Origin of the sequence: Pandoraea pnomenusa, assembly GCF_000767615.3 — a bacterium.
In the GTDB taxonomy this organism is placed as follows: domain Bacteria; phylum Pseudomonadota; class Gammaproteobacteria; order Burkholderiales; family Burkholderiaceae; genus Pandoraea; species Pandoraea pnomenusa.
Genome location: NZ_CP009553.3, coordinates 2,759,143 through 2,780,008 on the forward strand (window position 1 = coordinate 2,759,143; position 20,866 = coordinate 2,780,008).

Annotated in this window: 18 protein-coding genes; 11 read left to right on the top strand and 7 right to left on the bottom strand. The window is 65.5% G+C overall.

The features are described 5' to 3' along the window. Nucleotides 1–46: 46 nt before the first annotated feature. Nucleotides 47–817, top strand: a complete 771-nt coding sequence (arsH, locus tag LV28_RS36375; RefSeq protein WP_038617456.1) for an arsenical resistance protein ArsH — start codon at nucleotides 47–49, stop codon at nucleotides 815–817. Between the two features lie 9 nt (nucleotides 818–826). Here the strand turns inward: arsH and LV28_RS36380 are convergent, their stop codons facing one another. Further along, on the bottom strand, nucleotides 827–1,150 hold the full coding sequence (locus LV28_RS36380; protein ID WP_023596060.1) for an ArsR/SmtB family transcription factor: 324 nt from the start codon (nucleotides 1,148–1,150) through the stop codon (nucleotides 827–829). Between the two features lie 110 nt (nucleotides 1,151–1,260). Between LV28_RS36380 and LV28_RS36385 the strand changes: the two genes are divergently transcribed. Both LV28_RS36385 and arsB read left to right on the top strand, forming a co-directional pair. Further along, nucleotides 1,261–1,782 (top strand): arsenate reductase ArsC, encoded by a 522-nt coding sequence (locus LV28_RS36385; RefSeq protein ID WP_023596061.1) that lies wholly within the window; start codon nucleotides 1,261–1,263, stop codon nucleotides 1,780–1,782. Beyond that, entirely contained in the window at nucleotides 1,782–2,867 is a 1,086-nt protein-coding gene (arsB, locus tag LV28_RS36390) for an ACR3 family arsenite efflux transporter (RefSeq protein WP_023596062.1), read from the top strand. The genes LV28_RS36385 and arsB overlap by 1 nt, the downstream gene beginning before the upstream one ends. Before the next feature lie 78 nt (nucleotides 2,868–2,945). Here arsB and LV28_RS36395 read toward each other — a convergent pair whose 3' ends face one another. Continuing rightward, nucleotides 2,946–4,301, bottom strand: coding sequence for a HipA domain-containing protein (locus tag LV28_RS36395; protein WP_080685384.1), 1,356 nt, complete (start codon nucleotides 4,299–4,301; stop codon nucleotides 2,946–2,948). A gap of 234 nt (nucleotides 4,302–4,535) precedes the next feature. Here LV28_RS36395 and LV28_RS36400 point away from each other — a divergent pair, with 234 nt between their 5' ends. Further along, nucleotides 4,536–5,402 carry a class I SAM-dependent methyltransferase gene (locus LV28_RS36400; RefSeq protein WP_038617449.1) on the top strand — a complete coding sequence of 289 codons (867 nt, stop codon included), beginning with the start codon at nucleotides 4,536–4,538 and terminating at the stop codon, nucleotides 5,400–5,402. Between the two features lie 77 nt (nucleotides 5,403–5,479). On the opposite strand, the gene maiA is transcribed toward LV28_RS36400, so the two are convergent. Next, on the bottom strand, nucleotides 5,480–6,124 hold the full coding sequence (gene maiA, locus LV28_RS36405; RefSeq protein ID WP_023596065.1) for a maleylacetoacetate isomerase: 645 nt from the start codon (nucleotides 6,122–6,124) through the stop codon (nucleotides 5,480–5,482). A gap of 307 nt (nucleotides 6,125–6,431) precedes the next feature. Between maiA and LV28_RS36410 the strand changes: the two genes are divergently transcribed. After that, nucleotides 6,432–7,322, top strand: coding sequence for a hypothetical protein (locus LV28_RS36410; protein WP_147291563.1), 891 nt, complete (start codon nucleotides 6,432–6,434; stop codon nucleotides 7,320–7,322). A gap of 68 nt (nucleotides 7,323–7,390) precedes the next feature. Here LV28_RS36410 and LV28_RS36415 read toward each other — a convergent pair whose 3' ends face one another. Further along, a complete protein-coding gene (locus LV28_RS36415; RefSeq protein WP_025249198.1) occupies nucleotides 7,391–8,416 on the bottom strand; it encodes an alpha/beta hydrolase in 1,026 nt (341 codons plus the stop codon). A 234-nt stretch (nucleotides 8,417–8,650) separates the two neighbouring features. Between LV28_RS36415 and LV28_RS36420 the strand changes: the two genes are divergently transcribed. Both LV28_RS36420 and LV28_RS36425 read left to right on the top strand, forming a co-directional pair. Continuing rightward, complete coding sequence (locus LV28_RS36420) at nucleotides 8,651–9,073, top strand: DUF2946 domain-containing protein (protein ID WP_024788897.1); 423 nt, start codon at nucleotides 8,651–8,653, stop codon at nucleotides 9,071–9,073. Between the two features lie 168 nt (nucleotides 9,074–9,241). Continuing rightward, nucleotides 9,242–10,762, top strand: coding sequence for a PepSY-associated TM helix domain-containing protein (locus tag LV28_RS36425; RefSeq protein ID WP_038617442.1), 1,521 nt, complete (start codon nucleotides 9,242–9,244; stop codon nucleotides 10,760–10,762). A 24-nt stretch (nucleotides 10,763–10,786) separates the two neighbouring features. Here the strand turns inward: LV28_RS36425 and LV28_RS36430 are convergent, their stop codons facing one another. Then, complete coding sequence (locus tag LV28_RS36430; RefSeq protein ID WP_038617439.1) at nucleotides 10,787–11,992, bottom strand: citrate synthase family protein; 1,206 nt, start codon at nucleotides 11,990–11,992, stop codon at nucleotides 10,787–10,789. Nucleotides 11,993–12,227: 235 nt separating this feature from the next. On the opposite strand from LV28_RS36430, the gene LV28_RS36435 reads away from it, so the two are divergent. Then, a complete protein-coding gene (locus LV28_RS36435; protein ID WP_048806638.1) occupies nucleotides 12,228–13,607 on the top strand; it encodes a CoA transferase in 1,380 nt (459 codons plus the stop codon). 69 nt (nucleotides 13,608–13,676) lie between these two features. Here LV28_RS36435 and LV28_RS36440 read toward each other — a convergent pair whose 3' ends face one another. After that, nucleotides 13,677–15,452, bottom strand: coding sequence for a GGDEF domain-containing protein (locus tag LV28_RS36440; protein WP_038617437.1), 1,776 nt, complete (start codon nucleotides 15,450–15,452; stop codon nucleotides 13,677–13,679). A gap of 197 nt (nucleotides 15,453–15,649) precedes the next feature. Then, the gene (locus LV28_RS36445; RefSeq protein WP_038617433.1) at nucleotides 15,650–17,671 is read right to left on the bottom strand and encodes an NADPH-dependent 2,4-dienoyl-CoA reductase; all 2,022 of its coding nucleotides are present in this window, start codon (nucleotides 17,669–17,671) and stop codon (nucleotides 15,650–15,652) included. A 187-nt stretch (nucleotides 17,672–17,858) separates the two neighbouring features. Between LV28_RS36445 and LV28_RS36450 the strand changes: the two genes are divergently transcribed. The 3 genes from LV28_RS36450 to LV28_RS36460 all read left to right on the top strand — a co-directional run bounded on the left by LV28_RS36450 (nucleotide 17,859) and on the right by LV28_RS36460 (nucleotide 20,684). After that, the gene (locus LV28_RS36450) at nucleotides 17,859–18,431 is read left to right on the top strand and encodes a PadR family transcriptional regulator (RefSeq protein ID WP_038617430.1); all 573 of its coding nucleotides are present in this window, start codon (nucleotides 17,859–17,861) and stop codon (nucleotides 18,429–18,431) included. Between the two features lie 204 nt (nucleotides 18,432–18,635). Further along, entirely contained in the window at nucleotides 18,636–19,667 is a 1,032-nt protein-coding gene (locus LV28_RS36455) for a YVTN family beta-propeller repeat protein (RefSeq protein WP_038617428.1), read from the top strand. Between the two features lie 12 nt (nucleotides 19,668–19,679). After that, entirely contained in the window at nucleotides 19,680–20,684 is a 1,005-nt protein-coding gene (locus tag LV28_RS36460; RefSeq protein WP_023596076.1) for a sterol desaturase family protein, read from the top strand. The last annotated feature ends 182 nt before the right edge of the window (nucleotides 20,685–20,866 follow it).

The window sequence follows — 20,866 nt, forward strand, 5'->3', positions numbered from 1 at the left end:
TCCATAAAATTGGAAATATAGAAACAACTACCTTCCGCAAGCCGTCATGACATCCTGCATTGCCCTGGATTCGCCCCTTCCCGCCATCAAGCCGGCGTTTCTCGATACCGCCATCGCGGCGAAACTCGGCATGCCGGGCGCCGCACCTCCGCGCATTCTGATGCTCTATGGCTCGCTGCGCGAGCGCTCCTATTCGCGATTGCTGATCGAAGAGGCGGCGCGCCTGCTGCAACGCATGGGTGCGGAAGTTCGCATCTTCGACCCACGCGGCCTGCCCATGCCCGACGAAGTCCAGGCTGACACGCATCCCAAGGTGAAGGAACTCCGTGACCTGTCCCTCTGGTCGGAAGGCCACGTGTGGTGCAGCCCCGAGCGGCACGGCACGATTTCCGCCGTCATCAAGAACCAGATCGATCATTTGCCGCTGTCGATGGGCGGCATTCGTCCCACGCAAGGCCGAACACTGGCCGTCATGCAAGTCAGCGGCGGCTCGCAATCGTTCAATTCGGTCAATCAGCTCCGCCAGCTCGGACGATGGATGCGCATGTTCACCATCCCCAACCAGTCGTCGGTCGCGAAGGCGTTCGAGGAATTCGACGAGGCTGGCCGGATGAAGCCGTCCGCGTATTACGACCGCGTCGTCGATGTGATGGAAGAGCTGGTGAAGTTCACCCTCCTGCTGCGCGGCAGGAGTGACTATCTGGTCGACCGTTACAGCGAGCGCGTCGAGGCGCAAACACCGCTCGACGTGTCGACGGATCTGTCGGCGATCGCGATCGGCGCACGCGCGACGCCGCCCTCGGAAGAAGGAAAATGATGCAACGGATCAGCACTTCCGGGGCGACGACGGCTCGCACAGCCCCGGTACGCCCTGGCAGCAATTCTCGGTCAGAAACGCAATGAGCGCGTTCATCCTGTCGATGGACGCCGAATAGAAGACAAATCGGCCCTCCTGACGAGAGGCAATGAGACCGGCGTTGGCCAGCTCCTTCAGGTGAAACGAAAGCGTGGCGTTGGCCAGGCCCAGCGCCTCGGCAATGTGACCGACGCTGAGGCCGTCGGGGCCCGCGACGACAAGCAGCCGGAAGACGGCAAGACGGTGGCCCTGCGCCAGGGCGGCGAGGGCTTTGACGGCGTCGGAATCGTTCAAAGTGGCTTTTGGCAAGGATGGGACGGTGTTTTCAATCGCGAGGCAGCGACACGCCCATGGGTCGTGAAAGGCCTCGTTAAATTTCGATATTTCTGGAATTCTAGTCAAATATGAGTCAAGCGGATACCACCAAACGCAACGTGCTGTTCCTGTGCACGCACAATTCGGCCCGCTCCATCCTGGCCGAGGCCATTCTCAATGAGATCGGCAGCGAACGCTTCGTCGCGTTCAGTGCGGGCAGCCAGCCGTCCGGCAAGCCCAATCCGTATGCCCTCGAGCTGCTGGCTTCGCGCGGCATCGACACGTCGGGCTTGCAAAGCAAGTCCTGGGACGTGTTCGCGCAACCCGGCGCCCCGGTCATCGATTTCATCTTCACGGTGTGCGACAACGCCGCGGGTGAAGCCTGTCCGTTCTGGCCGGGTCATCCGGCCAAGGCGCATTGGGGCGTGCCCGACCCGTCGCAAGCGACGGGTTCGCCCGACGACATTCGCAAGGCATTCGTGCAGGCATACCTGCAACTGCGCACGCGAATCGAGTTCCTGGTGGACTTGCCGCTGGATAAGCTCGACCCGGCTGCCGCTCATGGCGAACTGCAGCAAATGGGCGATGCGCTTCGCGCCAAGGGGCAGTGATGTCAGGATTGCAGCCTTCTCAAGCCCCCGAGGGCGCGCGCCCCGCAGCGATGGGCACGTTCGAGCGATACCTGTCGCTATGGGTCGCGCTGTGCATGGTCGTGGGCGTTGGGATCGGTCATGTCGCGCCGACCCTCGTGGTTCGGCTATCGCACCTGGAAGTCGCGCACGTGAACATCGTGGTCGCCGTGTTGATCTGGGCCATGATCGTGCCGATGCTGCTCAAGATCGATTTCGGCTCGCTCGGCCGGGTTGCCGAACATTGGCGCGGCGTGGCAGTCACGGTGGCCGTAAACTGGCTCGTCAAGCCGTTCTCGATGGCGCTGCTCGCGTGGCTGTTCATCCGCCACCTTTTCGCCACCTGGCTGCCGGCGGATCAGTTGGACAGCTACACCGCCGGGCTCATTCTGCTTGCCGCGGCGCCTTGCACGGCCATGGTTTTCGTCTGGTCGCAACTCTGCAAGGGCGACGCGTACTTCACCCTCTCGCAGGTGGCCCTGAACGACGCCATCATGGTGGTCGCCTTCGCCCCCATCGTGGCATTGCTGCTCGGCGTGTCGGCAATCACCGTGCCATGGGAGACACTGATCGTTTCGGTCATCGTGTACATCCTGATTCCGGTCGCCATTGCGCAAGCCCTCCGGCGAGGGCTTCTGCGCCGCGGCCAGCGGGCGTTCGACACAGCGGTATCGACTGTCGCGCCGTACTCGATGAGCGCCCTGCTCGCGACGCTCGTCCTGCTTTTTGCCTTTCAGGGAGAAGTCCTGCTCGCCGAACCGCGTGTCATCGCACTGCTGGCCGTGCCGATCGTCGTACAGGTCCTGCTCAACGCCGGACTGGCCTATCTCGCGAACCGCAAGCTTGGCGTCGCTCACTGCGTGGCGGGGCCGTCGTGCCTGATCGCGGCGAGCAACTTCTTCGAGCTGGCAGTGGCCACCGCCATCGGCATCTTCGGCTTGCGCTCCGGCGCGGCCCTCGCGACGGTCGTCGGTGTGCTCGTCGAGGTGCCGCTCATGCTGCTCGTCGTGCGCATCGTGAACAGCACGAAGGGGTGGTACGAGGCGACATCGCAGCGCACGCGCTGACGCAGTCGCTCATGGTTGCGTGCACGGGCGGAGGGCCTGCGATCCCCCACGCCGCAGCACCCGGTCCCGGGGCGGCGCTCATCGACGCGTCGAGGGCAAAAGCGGCGCCACGAACCGGGTGGCGACGTCCAGATTGACGCGGGCGAGCGCCCGGAAAGCTTCGGGAATCGCCACCGGCGACTCGCTGCGGTGCACACGCCCCCAGAAGTCCTCCGCAGCCCGAAACGCGCGCTCCCACACGACCGGGCGCGCGCCGATCGTGCCCACGCCTGGCGTGACCGGCAGCAGATCCGGATCGACGTCGCCGCCCAGCGGAGCGTATCGCATCGGCAGCATGTCGTATGCGGGCGCGACGCGTGTAAAGCGCCCGCTTGCGTCCAGGAGCAACGAAATGTTCTCGAAATGGCGGTCACCGTTACCGATCAGTTCGCTGAACGCGGCCATGACGTGAATCTTCGCCGCCTCGCGCTCCGACAAAACGCCCGCCTGTTCGCAACGTGTCGCGAATTGCGACCAGGTATCGCGCCGTCCGAAGCGCTCGTCGTCGATGGCGCCCGCGGACAGCATGCCGATGCGGCCGTAACGGCCCACGCGATCGAAACGCTGTACCTCGAGAAAGACGTAGCGCTCCGACATGAGGACCGTCGTGGATGCGGCCGGCACGTCGGCAAGCGACAACGATTGCTGCGCGATGTGCTCCAGCAGCAGCAGGTCGGCCATGCGTCCACCGCGCTTCGCGAACTTGACGATCACGTGCCCCACGTCCTGCGTGAAGCTCAGGAACTTCGGCTGCTCACCACCGGCGCTGGACCCATACGACGCATCCTTCAACTGGTTCGCCATGCTCTCGTAATAGGCAAGCTTCTCGTCACGCGGCACGGGCGGCAATTCGCGAAACTCCATTTCCCGCTGCAGCGACGCGTCACCATAGACGAGATTGCCGGGCAAGTTCAGCCCCCGCGAGAACAGATACGCGATACGGTGCTCGTCGCTCCAGTCGCGCAAACTCTCCGGAAATTGCTTGTCCATGGCCACTGAGCGGGCCACCTGACGTCCCAGGAAGCCCGACGGCGACGCGAAATGCATGTAAGGCGGCAATCCGTCATAGAGGACATTGCCCCGGTCCGACAGCTCCAGTGTTGCGCCGCCCCCGAGAAACTCGATCCCCGCGAACGGCCCGATGGCCCCGGCTTCGTTGATCTGGTACACCGATTGACGCGGACCCAGCCCTCCCGGCAACTGCCGCAGCAGTCCGTATTTGGGCGTACGCTCACCTGCCACCCGAAAGTTGGTGAATAGTTCAGGTGCGCTTCGAACCAGGCGAGAAAGCGTTGGTTGGCTGATGGCGAGGACTGACGTGATTTCCGCTGCCGTCCTTATTCCATGGGACAAGAGGCGGCGCAGTTCGTCGACTCGCGGCAAAGGATCCGGCATGACTGCCCTCCCGGCGCATTGACCATTGAATAGTTTGTGAATAGTTCAAGAATAGCACAAACGATCCACCGCCTTGTCGCGTCGCGCCAACGCATTGCCCCACGACGCCAATCAGGCGGCCGCGGCCGACCCGGCGGGCGACTGCCTCGGCGACCCATGCTCGTGCAACACCGGAATTCGGTAAACTATCGGTCTTTCCGGGCCGCTTCACCGCCCGCAGCAAATTCAGCCCCCATGTCGAAAACGCCCCTGACACCGCCCGCACCGAACACCCACGAGATCCGCCCTGGACAGTCCGTCGAGTTGCTCAAGGAACTGCACATCCTGACTCGCGACGGCAAGATGAACCAAGACAGCCGTCGCAAGCTCAAGCAGGTCTATCATCTGTTCCAGTTCATCGAGCCGCTGCTTCAGGAAGTCAAGAACGACCGCGGTCGCGTCACGCTCGCCGATCACGGCGCCGGCAAGTCTTATCTGGGCTTCATTCTTTACGACCTCTTCTTCAAGGTGCTCGCCGACGACTCGCATATCTACGGCATCGAAACGCGCGAGGAACTGGTCAGGACGTCGCAGGCACTGGCGCAGCGCCTCGGCTTTCCAGGGATGTCGTTCCTGAACCTGTCGGTGGCGGATTCGATCACGTCGCCCGAGCTGCCGGCGACGATCGATGTCGTCACCGCGCTGCACGCCTGCAACACCGCGACCGACGACGCCATTCGTTTCGCGCTGGCCAAGCAGGCGCGCCACATCGTGCTGGTGCCGTGTTGCCAGGCCGAAGTCGCCGGCGTATTGCGCAAGCACAAAGGCAAGCAGTTGGCAGGCAATCCGCTGACCGAGATCTGGCGGCATCCGCTGCATACGCGCGAATTCGGCAGCCAGGTCACGAATGTGCTGCGCTGCCTCCAACTGGAGGCGCATGGCTACCAAGTGAGCGTGACCGAGTTGGTGGGCTGGGAACACTCGATGAAGAACGAACTGATCGTCGCGCAGTACAAGGATCTGCCGCGCCGCCGCCCGGCGGAGCGACTCGAACACGTGCTCGAATCGCTGGGGCTCGAAGAACTCCGTGAACGGTTCTCGACGGCGCCTGTCGATGCCTGATTCAAGTCGGGTTCAAGGCTGACGCAAACCGGCTTCCCCCTGGTTCACACCGGCTTCGCGCGCGAATCGAGCTTGAATCAGGCCAGAAAGCCAGGCTGACGCTTCGGGTGGGCATCCGCGAACGCTGGCAGCGCGAAGCAGCGCTCGGACAGCGCGGCCACACGCCCAAACGCGCTTACGTCGATACCGTAGAGATCGGCGATGACGACCTGCCCGGCAATGCAGATGTCTGCAAGCGTCGGCGTGTCGCCCATCACAAATGGCGACGCCGGTCGTTGCCCGAGCATACGCTCGTACGTGGCGAGACCCTCCTCGCCCCAATGGCGGCACCACGCCTCGATTGACTCCTTGTCCGCCCCAAACGCCTGCGCCAGATGCTTGCGCACTCGCGGCACGACCAGCGGATGCGAGTCGGCGGCGCTAACCGAAGCCAGCGCGCGAACATGAGCCCGATCCTTCGCATCGCCAGGCACCAGGCGGGGCTCGGGGTACAACTCGTCCAGATACTCGATGATCGCCAGCGACTGGAACACTCGATGCCCATCGTGAACCAGCGTCGGCACCATATGCCCGGCATTCACCTCGGCGTACGCCGCATCGAACTGCCGTCCCGCCAGCAAGTCCACGCCGATTTCTTCGTACGGCAAACGTTTGAGTGCCAGCGCCACGCGAACGCGAAACGCCGCGTTCGAACGCCAGAATCCATAGAGTTGAAGCGCCATTTGAAATGTCCTTATTCAATGTCCGGAGGGAAGGAAACCGGCGACACCCGAGCGCACGCCCGAGTGCACGCCCACCATACGATTGCATTTGCAATTCATCGCCGTCGATCATGCCATGCGCCAATTGCAATTGCAACGCACTCGTTCCCCCTCCGCTTCCGCGTTGCCTTGCGCATTTCCCGCCGCCCCGCCCGCAAGGTGACAAATCGGCGCGCTTCAGACAGAATTTCCCCGGCTGCCGACCGCCCCGAAAGTTCGGCGTGTCAACTCCGGGTTGCACCGACCCAATCAGCTAAAGGCTCAAGACATGTCCCATCCTGTCTTTCTCGAGAGTCCGCCGTGGCCACGCATGCCTGAGGGTCGCAAGGGGGAACTGAAGCCATACTTCGCCGCTGGCGGTCCGTCGCTGGAAGCGAATGCCTGCCTGCCCCTCTTCTGGCGTACGCTGTTCAGTGTTGAAGACGTTCATTTCGCGCATGTCATCGACGACTTCGACCCTGAAGATGAAGCCATCGAACTGGAGGAGTTCCTGGAAAGCGTGCCCCCGGACGAAAGGGATGCGACATATCCCTATCTGGTGACGACCAAGGCGCTGGCACTCGAGCGCACCGCCCGGCGGCGCGAGGCGCTTGTCGCGTTGCTGGGCGAACGTTATCGCCTCATTCATGACGCCTTCGTCGATTACATCCGCACGGCGTATGGGCCTTTCGTTCTGGTGCGCACGAGCGGGCTGCCGGACGTCACGGACGCCACCGGTTGGTTGACGGATCAACTGGAGCGCATGGGCGCACTGGAGCATGGCACGCCGATCGATGCCGGTCTCGCTCGAGACGTCGAAGAGGCGCGCCGCGCGTCCGATGGCAACGCGGTCTGGCTCACCACGGGCGTGGGCGATCCGCGCGCCGAGGTCAACCCGTGGCCGAGCCCCCGGCTCGTGGAAGCCTTCCCCGCCTGTGCGCCCCGCCCTCGCGGCACAGCGAGGGGATCCACCGACGCCCCCAAAGCCGGGGGCAAATACACCTACCGCGACCAGACCTCGCTGGACAAGACGCTCGAGTGGCTGGCAATCCTCCTGTTCGGCGTCTCCGCCGCAGCCACCTGGGTGCTCACGCACTCGCTCTGGAAAGCCGTGCTCGCGACCGTGCTGATCACCGCCGTGATGGTCTGGTTGATGCTGCGCGTGCGGCGTGTCGGGTAAGGCATCCGTCCGCTCCGATCATGCCGTCGAGGCTGATGAGCCTTTGCAGGCGCGCGGCGCTTTCCCCCTCACAGCGCCACGACCTCCAGAATCGCGTCGGCGAAAGCTTTCGGCGCCTCCTGCGGGAGGTTGTGGCCCACGCCGCCGCCAATGTTGCGATGTTGGTACTTCCCGGTGAATTGCTTCGCGTAAGCGGCCGGCGCGGGATGCGGCGCCCCGTTGGCGTCACCCTCCATCGTAATGGTCGGCACGGCAATCTTCGGCGCCGCCGCCAGACGCTGCTCGAGCGCATCGAAGCGCGGCTCGCCCTGCGCCAGCCCGAGACGCCAGCGATAGTTGTGGATCACGATGGCCACGTGGTCGGGATTGTGGAACGCGGCCGCCGAGCGTGCGTAAGTGGCATCGTCGAACTGCCACTTCGGCGACGCCAGTTGCCAGATGAGCTTGTTGAACGCATCGGTGTTCGCCGCATAACCTTGTGCGCCACGCGCCGTGGCGAAGTAGAACTGATACCACCACTGAAATTCGGCCTGCGGCGGCAACGGTGCGCGGTTGGCCGCCTGGCTGCCGATGAGATACCCGCTCACCGAGACTAGCGCCTTCACCCGCTCCGGCCAGATCGCGGCCACGATATTGGCGGTGCGCGCTCCCCAGTCGTAGCCGCCGAGAATCGCCTGATCGATCTTCAGGGCGTCCATGAGGGCAATGACGTCGGCCGCCACCACGGCCTGCTGACCGTTGCGCGGCGTCGCCGCCGACAGCAACCGGGTCGAGCCATAGCCGCGCAGGTACGGCACGATCACACGGTAACCTGCCGCGGCCAGCAACGGTGCCACGTCGACATAGCTGTGAATGTCATACGGCCAGCCGTGCAGCAGGATCACGACCTTGCCGTCTTCCGGTCCCGCTTGCGCATATCCGACGCTCAGGTCTCCCGCTTCGACCTGGCGCATCGCCTCGAACGAGGCATGCCCTCCGGCCGAGCTCGAGACGGATGCCCGCGCAAGCGATGAAAAGCCGAGTTCCGCGAGCGTGGCGCCCGCCAGCGTGGTGCCCAACAGACGTCGACGGCGAAGATTGATCGATTCCGACATGATGGTTGTTGTCCTCAGTAAGTGATGGTCCGGCGCGTGCCGGAAAAGCGAAGCCAACACGCCCTGGGGCCAGCCGTTTCGATGCCTGCCGGGCGCGTAGTCAGAGTTATATCCGCGCGCCCGCCGCCGTTTGTGTCCGAATGTATCCGTTCGAAGCATCGACACAAACGGATTCAAAATTCCCTCGTGATAGCATTCCGGCTTTCCGCTCGCTACGGCATCCTTCGCTGTCCAATGCACCTGACCGCCCACAAACGACGCCTGTTCGCATGGCTTGGCCTCGTCGCCATGTGCCTGGCAATCGGCATGCCGGTCGTGAGTCAGGTAATGGCGGCGCATCGCGCTGAGCAGGCGCGATGGCTGGACGTCGCGCTGTGCCGCGTGGACGGGCCCTTGAGCTCGAAGTCGGCATCGCGCGCATCGGCCATGCATGACAGCCACGAGGCGTCGATGCCCCACGCCTCGCACGACAGCGCCGGGGACGTTTGCGGCTATTGCTCGCTGCTCGCGAATCACCCGCCGCTCACGATGGCGTCGCTCACGGGCGCCGTTGCCTTCGCCTGGGTTGCCCGCGCCGGCCCCGTCGGCGACACGCTCGCGCCCTCCCCCCGCCTCGCCTTCGCGCCGCCAGCACGCGCGCCGCCCGCCCTCTCCTGATCTCGCGCTCAGTCCGACGCCCCACCCACGGCGGTGGTGGCGTCGCTCTTCATTTGCGCCTGCCGTGCACGTCGACGTCTGGACACGACGTCACGCGAGGACGGCATGCGCATGCCGCGGCACTCGCATCGCGCAGCCCGCGGCGACACGAGAGGGAATCGTTGCCTCATGCATCCCCCAAATATCCCCTTTGCCCGTGCGCAACGGGCGCAACCGGGCACAGCCGCCGGACAATATCGCACCCTCTGGCGCTGGCACTTCTATGCGGGCCTCTTCGTCATGCCATGGCTCATGGTGCTGGCCCTCACCGGCACGCTGTATGTCTTTGCCCCGCAAATCGAACCGTGGCTCTATCACGACAGGATGATCGTCGAGGCGTCCGATTCGCCGCGAATCGCCGAGCAGACGCTGATGGAACACGCAGCGTCCGCGTTGCCCACCGGCGCGCGGATCAGCAGCGTCGAAGTCAACCGCGCCCCCGGGCGCAGCGCCGAGTTCATCTTTCGCCTGCCCGACGGCACGCGCCAAAGCGTCTACGTCAATCCCTATACGGGGACGGTGCTCGGCACACTGAGCGTCGAACACCGGCTGATGCAACAAGCGCGCAACCTGCATCGCTCGCTCATGCTGGGCAAACCCGGCGAGTGGCTCATGGAGCTGGCCGGCTGCTGGACGCTAGTGATGCTGGGCACCGGTCTCGCACTCTGGTGGCCGCGCGCCGGTGCGACGTGGGCGAACGCGTTGCGACCGCGCTGGCAACTGCGCGGCCGGGCCCTGCTGCGTAATCTGCACGGCGTGATGGGCCTCTGGCTGGCGGCCGGCGGGCTGGCGTTCGTGCTGACCGGGCTGCCGTGGACCGGCTTGTGGGGCGCCCAGTTCAAGGCACTCGCGACGCAAGCCGGGATGGGCTCGCCACCCGGCGCCTGGGGCAAGGCGCCTGTGCGCTCAACGGTGCCCGAAAAGCCGACGACGATGGACGACCTGCCCCTCTCCCAGATTCCGTGGGCCGTCGGCAATATGCCCGTGCCGCGGTCCGGCGCGCCGGACATGGTGGGTATGCCACATGCCGCGCCGAGGCAGGCGACGCCTCGCGCGGCGGGCGCTCCCACGGACCATGCCGGGCACGACGGCATGGCCGACGCGACAGGCATGACGCCCGCGCGCTTGCGCGCGACGGGCGCGCTTTCCATCGACGAGGTCATGGCCATCGCTGCGCGGCGCGGCGTTCAGAACGGCTACAGCCTCGTCGTGCCATCGACGGCGGACGGCGTGTACACCGTGTCGTACTTCCCGGCCGACCCGCGCGCCGAGCGCACCATGCACATCGACCAATACAGCGGCACGGTACTTCGCGACATCGACTACAGCGCTTACGGCGGCATCGCACAAGCGATCTCCTACGGCACCTCGCTCCACATGGGCAAGTACTTCGGCGCGGCGAATCAATGGCTTTGTGCAGCAATCTCGATGGGGTTGCTCGCGATGTCCGTGACCGGATTCGCGATGTGGTGGATGCGCCGCCCGGCCCGGACGCTGGGCGCGCCCGCTCGTGCGGCGTCGCGCCCGCCAATGCGCGCCTGGGTCGCCGGCATGGTCGCGCTCGGCGCCATCTTCCCGCTAATGGGCGCGACGATGGCACTCGTCTGGGCGGCCGATCGCATCGCGTTCCGGCGCCAGGTCGCGACCTGAAGGGATACCCGAGGCCTTATCGCGTCACACGCGGGAGATCGGCGCGGGTCTTACGCCCACGTACGCCGCGCGCGGGCGAATCAAGCGGGTGCTTTCGCGTTGCTCAAGCGCATGGGCGATCCAGCCAATGGTGCGGCCCAGCGCGAACAGGCCGAACGCCGAGCCCACCGGCAGCCCGAGGTGACGCCGCACCGCCACCAGCGCGAAATCGAGCGACGGGCGCTGCCCGACCAACGTGTCGGCCGCTTCGATCATGGTCTGCCATGTCGGGTGCGACGGCAGCACCCGCGCAAGCATCGCGCTCGCGCGAATATCACCGGCCGGATAAAGGTGATGCCCGAAGCCAGGCAGCTTCTCACCACGCGCGAGCCGCTCTCGCAGGCGCGCGGCAACGTGCGTCTCGCCCACCTCATCCCACATCGCCTCGTTGCGCGCGGTGGTGCCGCCGTGACGCCCCCCGGTCAGCGCCGACAGACCGGCGACGACCGCCGCGCGCAGGCTGGCGCCCGTCGATGCCACGCAACGCGCCGTAAAGCTCGACGCGTTCAACTCGTGATCGGCACACAGCACCAGCGCCATGCGAATCAGATCCGCCCCCGACGCATCGCGAACGCCCCACGCGTGCGCGCATTGCTCGTGAACGGGGGCGTCGCTCGGCGTGGTGCCCAGCAGGCAGGCCGTCATCAACCTCAGCAGTTCGGCGCTTCCCCGCGCGACACGCGTCGCATCGCGCTGCCAGATGCCTGTGGCGGTATCGTCGCTCGCGACCGTAAATGCCGGCAGCAACGCCGATTCGGCACGTTGCCCGCGATATCGATCGAGCAGCAAGGCGGGCCAATCGTCCGGGCCGGATTCGCGGTCCTCGCGCGCGGCGAACGCCGTTGCCTCGTCGCATTGCCACAACCACGCCGCCGTGGCTTCGACCGAGGTCGACTCCGCCATCGTCAGGGCATCACGCCCCCGGTAGTAGCATCGTCCGTCCTCGATCAGCGTGATCGAGGACTCGAGCACCGGCATCCCCCAGTCCAACGCCGCCTTGGCGACCTCCCTGGGCTTGCGACCACGGGTGCGTTGCGCCGCCAGACGCTCGACATCGGCGACGCGATAGCGGCGCTCGCGGTGCGTTTTACCGGGCTCGGCGTGAAGCAATCCACGGCTTACGTAGGCATAAAGCGTCTGGAGGGACACGCCAAGACGCTCGGCGGCCTGTGCGGCGGTGAAGTAGTTCATGTGGCGTGACGGACGTTCCGGGAAGTCCAGGTGAAAGCAACAGATTGATTAATCTAATCAATATTGACAATAAAATCCATCGGCATAAGCTTCCATTCGCCGGCAGTCCTGTATCGCGACGCGTTGCGATGCCCCACATCGAATTCATCGAGGATTCCCCATGTCTCTCGCCGTTTCCGGTCGCGCCATTGCCCTTGCCGACGACACCGGCTTCGTCAAACCCTATCTGAACGAAATGCGATGCGCGCTCGACGCTTCGAGCACCGCGACGCCACCCGAACTGACGCTAAGCGGCCACGGTGCACTTCCCTGCGTATTTCCGTATACCGATTTCGCCACTGCGGCGATCGCCAACGCAACCCTTGCCGTCGCCGGTCTGTCCGCCGGCCCGGCGGCGGATTTCGGACTCGATGGCGCATCTTCGCTGCCGGCGGTCAATGTGGACCGGCGCCTGGCGTCGTTCTGGTTCCAGACATCGTTGCGCGCCCAAGGCTGGACGTCGCCCCCGATCTGGGATCCGATCGCGGGCGACTATCGCACGTCCGACGGCTGGATTCGCCTGCATACCAACGCCCCGCATCATCGTGCCGCAGCGCTGAAAGTGCTCGGCGTGCCGGCCGAGCGAGAGGCCGTGACGCGAAAGGTCGCGAGCTGGCAGGCCGACGCGCTCGAAACGGCCGTCATCGTCGAAGGCGGATGCGCAGCGGCGATGCGCTCGATGACGCAATGGGACGCGCATCCGCAAGGCATGGCGGTTGCCGGCGAACCCCTGCTCCACTGGGAAACGTTCGATGCCGGCGTTCAGGCGCGCGGCCGCGACTGGCAGCCGATGCGCGAACGACCGCTGAGCGGCATTCGCGTGCTCGATCTCACGCGCATTCTCGCGGGACCGACGGCAACGCGGTTTCTGGCAGGCTTCGGCGCGCAGGTACTGCGCATCGATCCCCCCGGATGGGACGAACCCGGCACGGTGCCGGAAGTCGTGCTGGGCAAGCGTTGCGCGCGGCTCGATCTGAAACACGACGATGGCCGCACAGTGCTCGAGGCGCTGCTGCGCGAGGCCGATGTCCTCGTACACGGCTATCGGCCGGATGCGCTCGAGCGTCTCGGGCTCGGCAAGGCGCGACGCCGCGAACTCAATCCCGGACTCATCGACGTCTCGCTCGACGCCTATGGCTGGAATGGCCCCTGGCAGGCGCGGCGGGGATTCGACAGCCTGGTACAGATGAGCGCGGGAATCGCCGACGCCGGCATGCATGCGGGAGGTACCGGGCGGCCAGTGCCGCTGCCCGGCCAGGGTATCGACTACGCAACCGGTTATCTGATGGCCGCGGCGGCCATCCACGCGTTGAAGCGCCGTCAGACCCAGCGCCAGGGCGCCACCGTGCGCGCCTCGCTCGCCAGAACGGCACGACTGCTCGTCGCCCACCGTACGCCGCCCGCCGCGCCTTCACCGCTTGCCCCGGAAACGGCGCACGACCTGTCGGCGCGGATCGAGGATACGTCGTGGGGACCGGTACGTCGCGTGGCCACGCCCATGTCGATCGAGGGCACCTCCGTCGACTGGGCCCTGCCAGCCCTTGCACTGGGAACGGCCACGCCGCGATGGGCGTAAGCGGCCGGGGCCCCGGACCGGGGGCCCGGCCGTCGCCCCGGGCATGGCTTCACACGTCGAAAATGCCGCTCAATCGAGTGCATGCCGCCGCGCCTGACGAGCGGCATGCAATTGACGTTCAGCCTGGCTCAGCAACGCCGACACGTTCGTCGGCATACCGAGCGCCCGACCTTCGGCGTCGAACGTCACCGGATCGGCCATCGCAATACCGAAGCTGGCCGACAATGGCAGCGCATCGCCGTCAGGCAAGGTGAGCGTGGTCGCCTCGATACGCCCGCGCAACAATTCCGCGAACTGTCGTGCCCGGGATTCGTCGAGCACCCGCGCGAGAATGACGAAAGCGTCAGCCCCGAGCCGTGCAACGACATCTCCGGGCTGACATGTGTTCAGGCACACGGCACCGACACGGCGCAGGACGTCGTCGCCAAGCGCATGGCCGTATGTCGCGTTGAGATTCGTGAAGTGGTCGATGTCGAACTTGATCAGTGCCACGCGCCCCGGCGAGTTCGTCGCGCACAGCGCCTGCGCCTGACGCTCGAACGCCCGCCAGTTCATCAAATGCGTCAGTGGATCGGTGTCCGCGCTCATTTCCAGTTCGCCCAGCAGACGGGCCCGCTCGCGGCGCAGTTGCGCCAACTCGACGGCGTTCAGGCGCAGCACCCTCAGCGCATCGAACACCGCACGCACCTGAGGACGACACTTCGGCAGGCGTTCGTCGCGCACCGCGACGTCGAGATTGCCCTGGGCCAGCGCGTCCACGAATCGCGCCGCGGCCTCGAAAGGCTGGACCACGCTGCGGCGGAAATTGCGCAACACGAGAGCGATCACCAGTACCAGCGCGGCTTCGGCAAGCGCCGTGTAAATCACCCGTCGCAATGCGGATGAATACTGCGCGTCGACCTTACCGCGGGCGATCGACAGCATGTTGTCGCGAAAATCGGTGATGGCACGCATCATCGGCACGTAAGTGTGCGCGAATTCGGCCGTCGTCGGCGCCTTCGGGTGCGGCTGGCCGGCCAGCGCTCGCACGGCGGCGACGTAACGCAGACCGGCCCCAAAATACTGGGTGTTCAGCGCATCGAGCGTCTGGGGGCCAAGCACTGCCGTGTCCGTCATGCGCGACGTGATCATGTCGCGCAGTTGCTCGATCCTGCCGAGCGTCCGTTCGATGGCACGTTGATCGGTATCGCTGAGAGACTGCCCCGTCGTGAGTGTGGCGGTGAAATGAGAACCGAGCTGCCCGGCGTACTCGCGCAGATCGGCCGCCAGCCGCGCGAGCACGAGGAAGTGAAGCGCCTCGGGCGCCCCGCGCGAGACCACGTTGATGCGCGACGAGGCCACTGGCGTGAAGTCGGCGATGACCCGGACCATGCGATCGACCGCGTCACGCACGGCGGCGTCGCTGCGCATCTCGCGCGGACGCTGCGCCAGCAAGTCCACGTTGGCGCTGGCGGCGGCGAGGTCAAGCCTGGCCCGCTCGACAGCGCGCAGGCTGGGACCGCACTGTTCGCAGCGGCTGGCCGAGAGCGCCGAGAGCAAGGCCTGCAAGCGTGCGTTGGTCACTTCGCGGGCGCCGCGCAGCGCGGCGACGGATTCGTTGGGAAGCGGAAGATCGGCACCGAGTACCGCGTTGGCCGGGCCACGCTCGGCGGAAGCCTTCTCCATGGCGAGCAATGTGGCTTGCAGCGCATCGAGGGCCGCCCGGGCATCGCTGGCTCGCTGAAACGCACCCCATGCCATCGCAAACAGGCCGATACAGAGGATGGCGACGACAGAGACAACGGCAAGGTTCTGAAGTCGCAGGCGGCCGGTGAGCGAAGCAGCGGAAAGTAACGTGCGTTTCATTGACGACGACACCGTCGGCCACACGGTACGGATTCCCACGGGGACCGCATCGGACGATCCCGCGCGGCAGCGATCTGCGCCCATGCCCGGCACACGGCAATGACGCTTTGACGTCGCAGACACGCCGGTGGAAGGCGAACGCGACGATGCGTAATTGTCGCACAACGATCTGCCGCCGCCCGCGTGGCTCCCTAAAGTTACAGGTCGATCGCGAGCTCCGTTCCCTGCTTGATCGCACGTTTGGCGTCGAGCTCCGCCGCCACGTCCGCGCCACCAATGACGTGCACGCGCGCTCCCGCGGAACGAAGGCCATCCGCCAATTCGCGCAGCGGCTCCTGGCCCGCGCACAAAACTACGTTATCAACGGGCAGCACGTGCGAGGTGTCGTCGATGGTGACATGCAGTCCTTCGTCGTCGATGCGGCGATAGGTCACGCCTGGAATCATTTCGACGCCCCGATGCTTGAGCGACGTGCGATGAATCCATCCGGTGGTCTTGCCCAACGCGTCGCCAACCTTGGATGTCTTGCGCTGCATCAGGTAAACCTTGCGTGGCGACGCCTCCGGCATGGGCGCCCGTAGGCCACCCGCGTGGGCATACGCCGGATCGATTCCCCACTCCGCGTAGAACTTTTCGGGTACCAGGGTGGCGCTCTCGCCGGCTTGCGTGAGGAATTCCGCCACGTCGAAGCCGATGCCCCCGGCACCGATCACGGCGACGGTCTTGCCCACGGCCGCGCCGCCACGCAGGACATCGATATAGCTGAGCACCTTCGAATGGTCGATGCCGTCGATGGCCGGCGTGCGCGGCACGACGCCCGTGGCCAGCACGATGTCGTCGTAACCGCCGTCGAGCAGCGATGCGACGCTGGCGCGCGTGTTGAGGTGGAGTTTGACGCCGGCGGCGTCGAGCTCATGGCGGAAGTAGCGCAATGTTTCGTGAAACTCTTCCTTACCCGGAATGCGCTTGGCCATGTTGAACTGGCCACCGATCTCCGAGTCTGCCTCGATCAGGGTGACGTCGTGCCCGCGGCGCGCCGCCACGGTCGCGGCGGCCAGACCGGCAGGCCCGGCACCGATCACGGCGATCCGGCGTACGCGCTGGGCGGGCTCGATGCGCAGCATCGTTTCGTGGCAGGCGCGCGGATTGACCAGACACGACGTGATTTTGCCGCCGAATGTGTGATCGAGGCATGCCTGATTGCAGCCGATACAGGTGTTGATCGTCTGCGCGCGACCCGCCGCGGCCTTGTTCACGAACTCGGGATCGGCGAGTAGCGGCCGAGCCATCGACACCATGTCGGCCTGCCCCTCGGAAAGCAGGCGCTCGGCCACCTCCGGCGTGTTGATACGATTGGTCGTGATAAGCGGAATGCCGACGTGCCCCTTGAGCTTGCCGGTGACCCAGGCAAACGCCGCGCGTGGAACGCTCGTCGCGATTGTCGGAATGCGGGCTTCGTGCCATCCGATGCCGGTATTGATCAGCGTTGCACCGGCGGCTTCGATCGCGCGCGCCAGTTGCGCCACTTCGTCGAAAGTCGAGCCACCCTCGACCAGATCCAGCATCGACAACCGGTAGATGATGATGAACTCGCGGCCCACCTTCTCCCGCACCCGTCGCACGATCTCCACCGGGAAACGCATGCGGTTCGCGTAACTGCCGCCCCAGGCGTCGGTGCGATGGTTGGTACGCGCCGCGATGAATTCGTTGATGAGATACCCCTCGGAGCCCATGATCTCCACGCCGTCGTAACCGGCTTGCTGCGCGAGCGCGGCGCAGTTCACGAAGTCATCGATGGTCGACTCGATTTCCTGCGCCGAAAGCTCGCGAGGTTTGGCCGGCGTAATCGGCGCCTGGAGCGCGCTCGGCGCCACGAGATCGGGATGGTAGGCGTAGCGCCCGAAATGCAGGATCTGCATGGCGATCTTGCCACCGGCCGCGTGTACCGCGTCGGTCACGACCCGATGCCTGGCAGCCTCCTCCTCCGTACTGAGCTTGGCGCCGCCCGCATATGGGCGCCCGGCGTCGTTCGGTGCAATACCCCCCGTCACCATCAATGCCACGCCGCCGCGCGCCCGCTCGGCATAGAACTCGGCCATCCGGGCGAAGCCGTCGCGCGCTTCTTCCAGTCCGACGTGCATCGAACCCATCAATACCCGGTTTCGCAACGTCGTGAAACCCAGGTCCAGGGGCTGCATCAGGTGGGGATATCCGCTCATCGTTGTCTCTCTCGTCGTCCGGCGAACGCCGTGGGTTTCGGGGGCAGATGCCGGCAAGCATGGGGCACATCGATATCGCGGCTCGATGGTATGCAACCGGTTGCATAGTTGGATGCCGATTCTATGCGGCCATTTTCAACTATGCAACGGGTTGCATAGTTAGTGGCGAGTCTCTACACTGCCGCACATGCCGCTCGCCCATGCCCTGATGACCTCGTTGCTGGAGAAGTCCTCCTCCGGGTATGACCTCGCTCGCCGATTCGACAAGTCGATCGGGTTCTTCTGGCACGCCACCCACCAGCAGATCTACCGCGAGCTGGCGCGCATGGAGGGGGCAGGATGGATCGATTCGATGGCCGCGCCGGACGGCGGGCGCACGCGCAAGCGGATGTACCGGGTGCTCGACGCCGGGCGCGACGAACTCCTTGCCTGGGCCGCCACCGACACCGCGCCATCGGATCTGCGCGACGACCTCATGGTCCGATTGCGCGCGGATGCCGTCGTCGGACCGCTCGGCCTGCAACCCGAACTGCAACGTCGTGCAGCCGTTCATGCCCAGAAGCTGGCGGCCTACCGGGCCATCGAAGCCCGCGACTTCCCCCCCGGGCGAGCGCCGACCCGCGAGGCGGCGCTGCAGCGGCACATCCTCCGCCTGGGCATCCGATACGAACAAGGTTGGCTCGACTGGACGCAGGAAGCGCTGGCGCTGCTGGTCGAGTGGGACGGCGCCGCCGTCGAAAGCACCTCGTCCGCTCCCTGACGGCCGTCGGCCGACCTGGCACGGGCACCTTGCCCGCGCCACAGCGCACTTTCGGAGGCCGGCCCCGTTGCCGCCGACTCGCGGATCGACGCAATTTCGTCCCATTTTCCTGTCAACGAACCGGCGCCATGGCGCGTTTAACGTGAGAATCGGCGTGTCGCTTACCGGCGCGCGTCTCCGTTTTTCGCCCTACCCTAGGCATTCATGGTGTTTTCCTCCAAGCGCTTCACGCTTTCCCGGCTGACCGGCCGCGCTCGCAAACTCGGAGCGCTCTGCGCCCTCGCCGCCGGCTCCCTTCCGCTTCTGCCCGCCCATGCCGGGACAGTCATCGTGCTCGACTCCGGCGCCGCCCAGTTGTCGCTGATCGACCAGGCCTCGCACAAGGTCGTCGGCACGATGCCCACGGGCAAAGAACCGCATCACCTGATGATCACGCCCGACAAGCGCTCGCTGATCATCGCGAACTCGGTTTCGAACAGCCTGATGTTCCTCGACCCGAATACCGGCAAGCTGCAGCGGCAGGTCGCGGACATCGACGACCCTTACCAGCTGGGTTTTTCGCCCGATCGGAAGTGGTTCGTGACGGCCGCGCTGCGTCTGGACCGGGTCGACGTCTATCGCTACGACGGCGAGAACGTGTCCGTCGTCAAGCGCATTCCGCTGGCCAAGACACCCAGCCACATGACTTTCACGTCCGACAGCAAAACGGTGTTCGTCACGCTGCAGGACTCGGGCGAACTGGCGGCCATCGATCTGGCCACCCAGACGGTGAAATGGCGCATGCCGGTCGGCAAGACGCCCGCCGGTCTGTGGATGACGCCCGGCGACAAGTACCTGCTCGTGGGCATGACCGGCGAGGACGACGTGGCCGTGGTCGACTGGCGTGCCCAAAAGGTCATCAAGCGGATCCAGACCGGGCGCGGCGCGCACAACTTCCGCTCGCTGTCCGACGGGCGTCACATCGCCGTGAGCAACCGCGTCGAGAGCACCATCAGCATCCTCGATTACGAATCGCTCACCAAGGTCGCCGACATCACCGGCCTGATGCCGGGCCCCGACGATATGGAATTGTCCGCGGACAAGCGGTATCTTTGGGTGACGTTCCGGTTCGCACGCCATGTCGGCGTGATCGACCTGACGACGCGCCAGCTGGTCGACCGCATTGCCGTGAACCGGTCGCCGCACGGCATCTTTTTCGCCGAGCGCGCGCCCGTCCTCTCGCCGAATCCGGACTGACGAGACTGCCAGATGATTCAGGAAGCGATCAATTTCGTCGATAACGGCATTTCCGCCGCCCAGACGCTCGTCTATGTGGACGTGGTGCAGCCGCTGCTGTTCCACTTCAACCTGATGGGTTACGACGACGATATCTACGACGCCCTGTATTGGGTGCTGATCGGGGTGTTGCAGATCGGACTGACCTACGTGCTGCTGCGCCCGCTCGAGATGCTACGCCCCGTCGAGCGCTGGCAGGACCGCCGCCAGGTGCGCGCCGACGTGATCTACACGTGGATTGCGAAGCTCGGCATCCTGAATCTGCTCTTCTTCATGGTGCTCCGGCCCGCATTCGACGCGCTCCAAAGCCTGATGGTCATGCACGGTCTGGCCAGTATCGACCTCGACAGCCTCTATCCCGGGGTGACCGACCAGCCGCTCGTCTCATTCCTGATGTACCTGACGGTGCTGGACTTCGCGGGCTATTGGTATCACCGTTGGCAGCATCGATTCGGCGTATGGTGGGAATTGCACGCGGTGCATCACAGCCAGCAGCAGATGTCGTTGTGGTCCGACGATCGCAATCATTTCCTCGACGACATCCTGCAAGCCGCCTTCTTCGCCGCGATCGCCCTGTTCATCGGCGTGCAACCGGGGCAGTATGTGGTGCTCGTCGCGGTCGGCAACTTTCTGCAGAGCGTGCAGCATGTCAACGCCCGGCTGCCGTACGGCCCGGTGCTCGAGCGCCTGATCGTGAGCCCGACGTTCCACCGTCGCCATCACGCTATCGGCTACGGACACGAAGGCACCCGCTACGGCTGCAACTTCGGCGTGCTGTTCCCCTGGTGGGACATGCTGTTTCGCACGGCATCCTGGGAACGCAAGGTCGAGCCGACCGGCATTCGCGACCAGCTGCCCGCGCCGCAGGGCCGCTCGCGTCGATACGGCACGGGGGTGATCGCCCAGCAACTGCGCGCCTTCGGCCGCATCGCCAAACGCCTTGCGCCACGGCGCACGGCGGGTCGTCCCGCTGTCTGAGACCGGCATTCCATCGATACATCGGCACTTCGGTAACGCGTTGCGGCAGACCCTCGACGCGTTGCCGCCCGACGCGCGAACAGGGCCGGGGCGGAGCGAATCGGCCCCGTCGAACAGGCGGACAGGGCCACGCGTCCCACGCCCCCGACGAGCGCCGTGATCCGAAGCACGTTCGTGCGCGT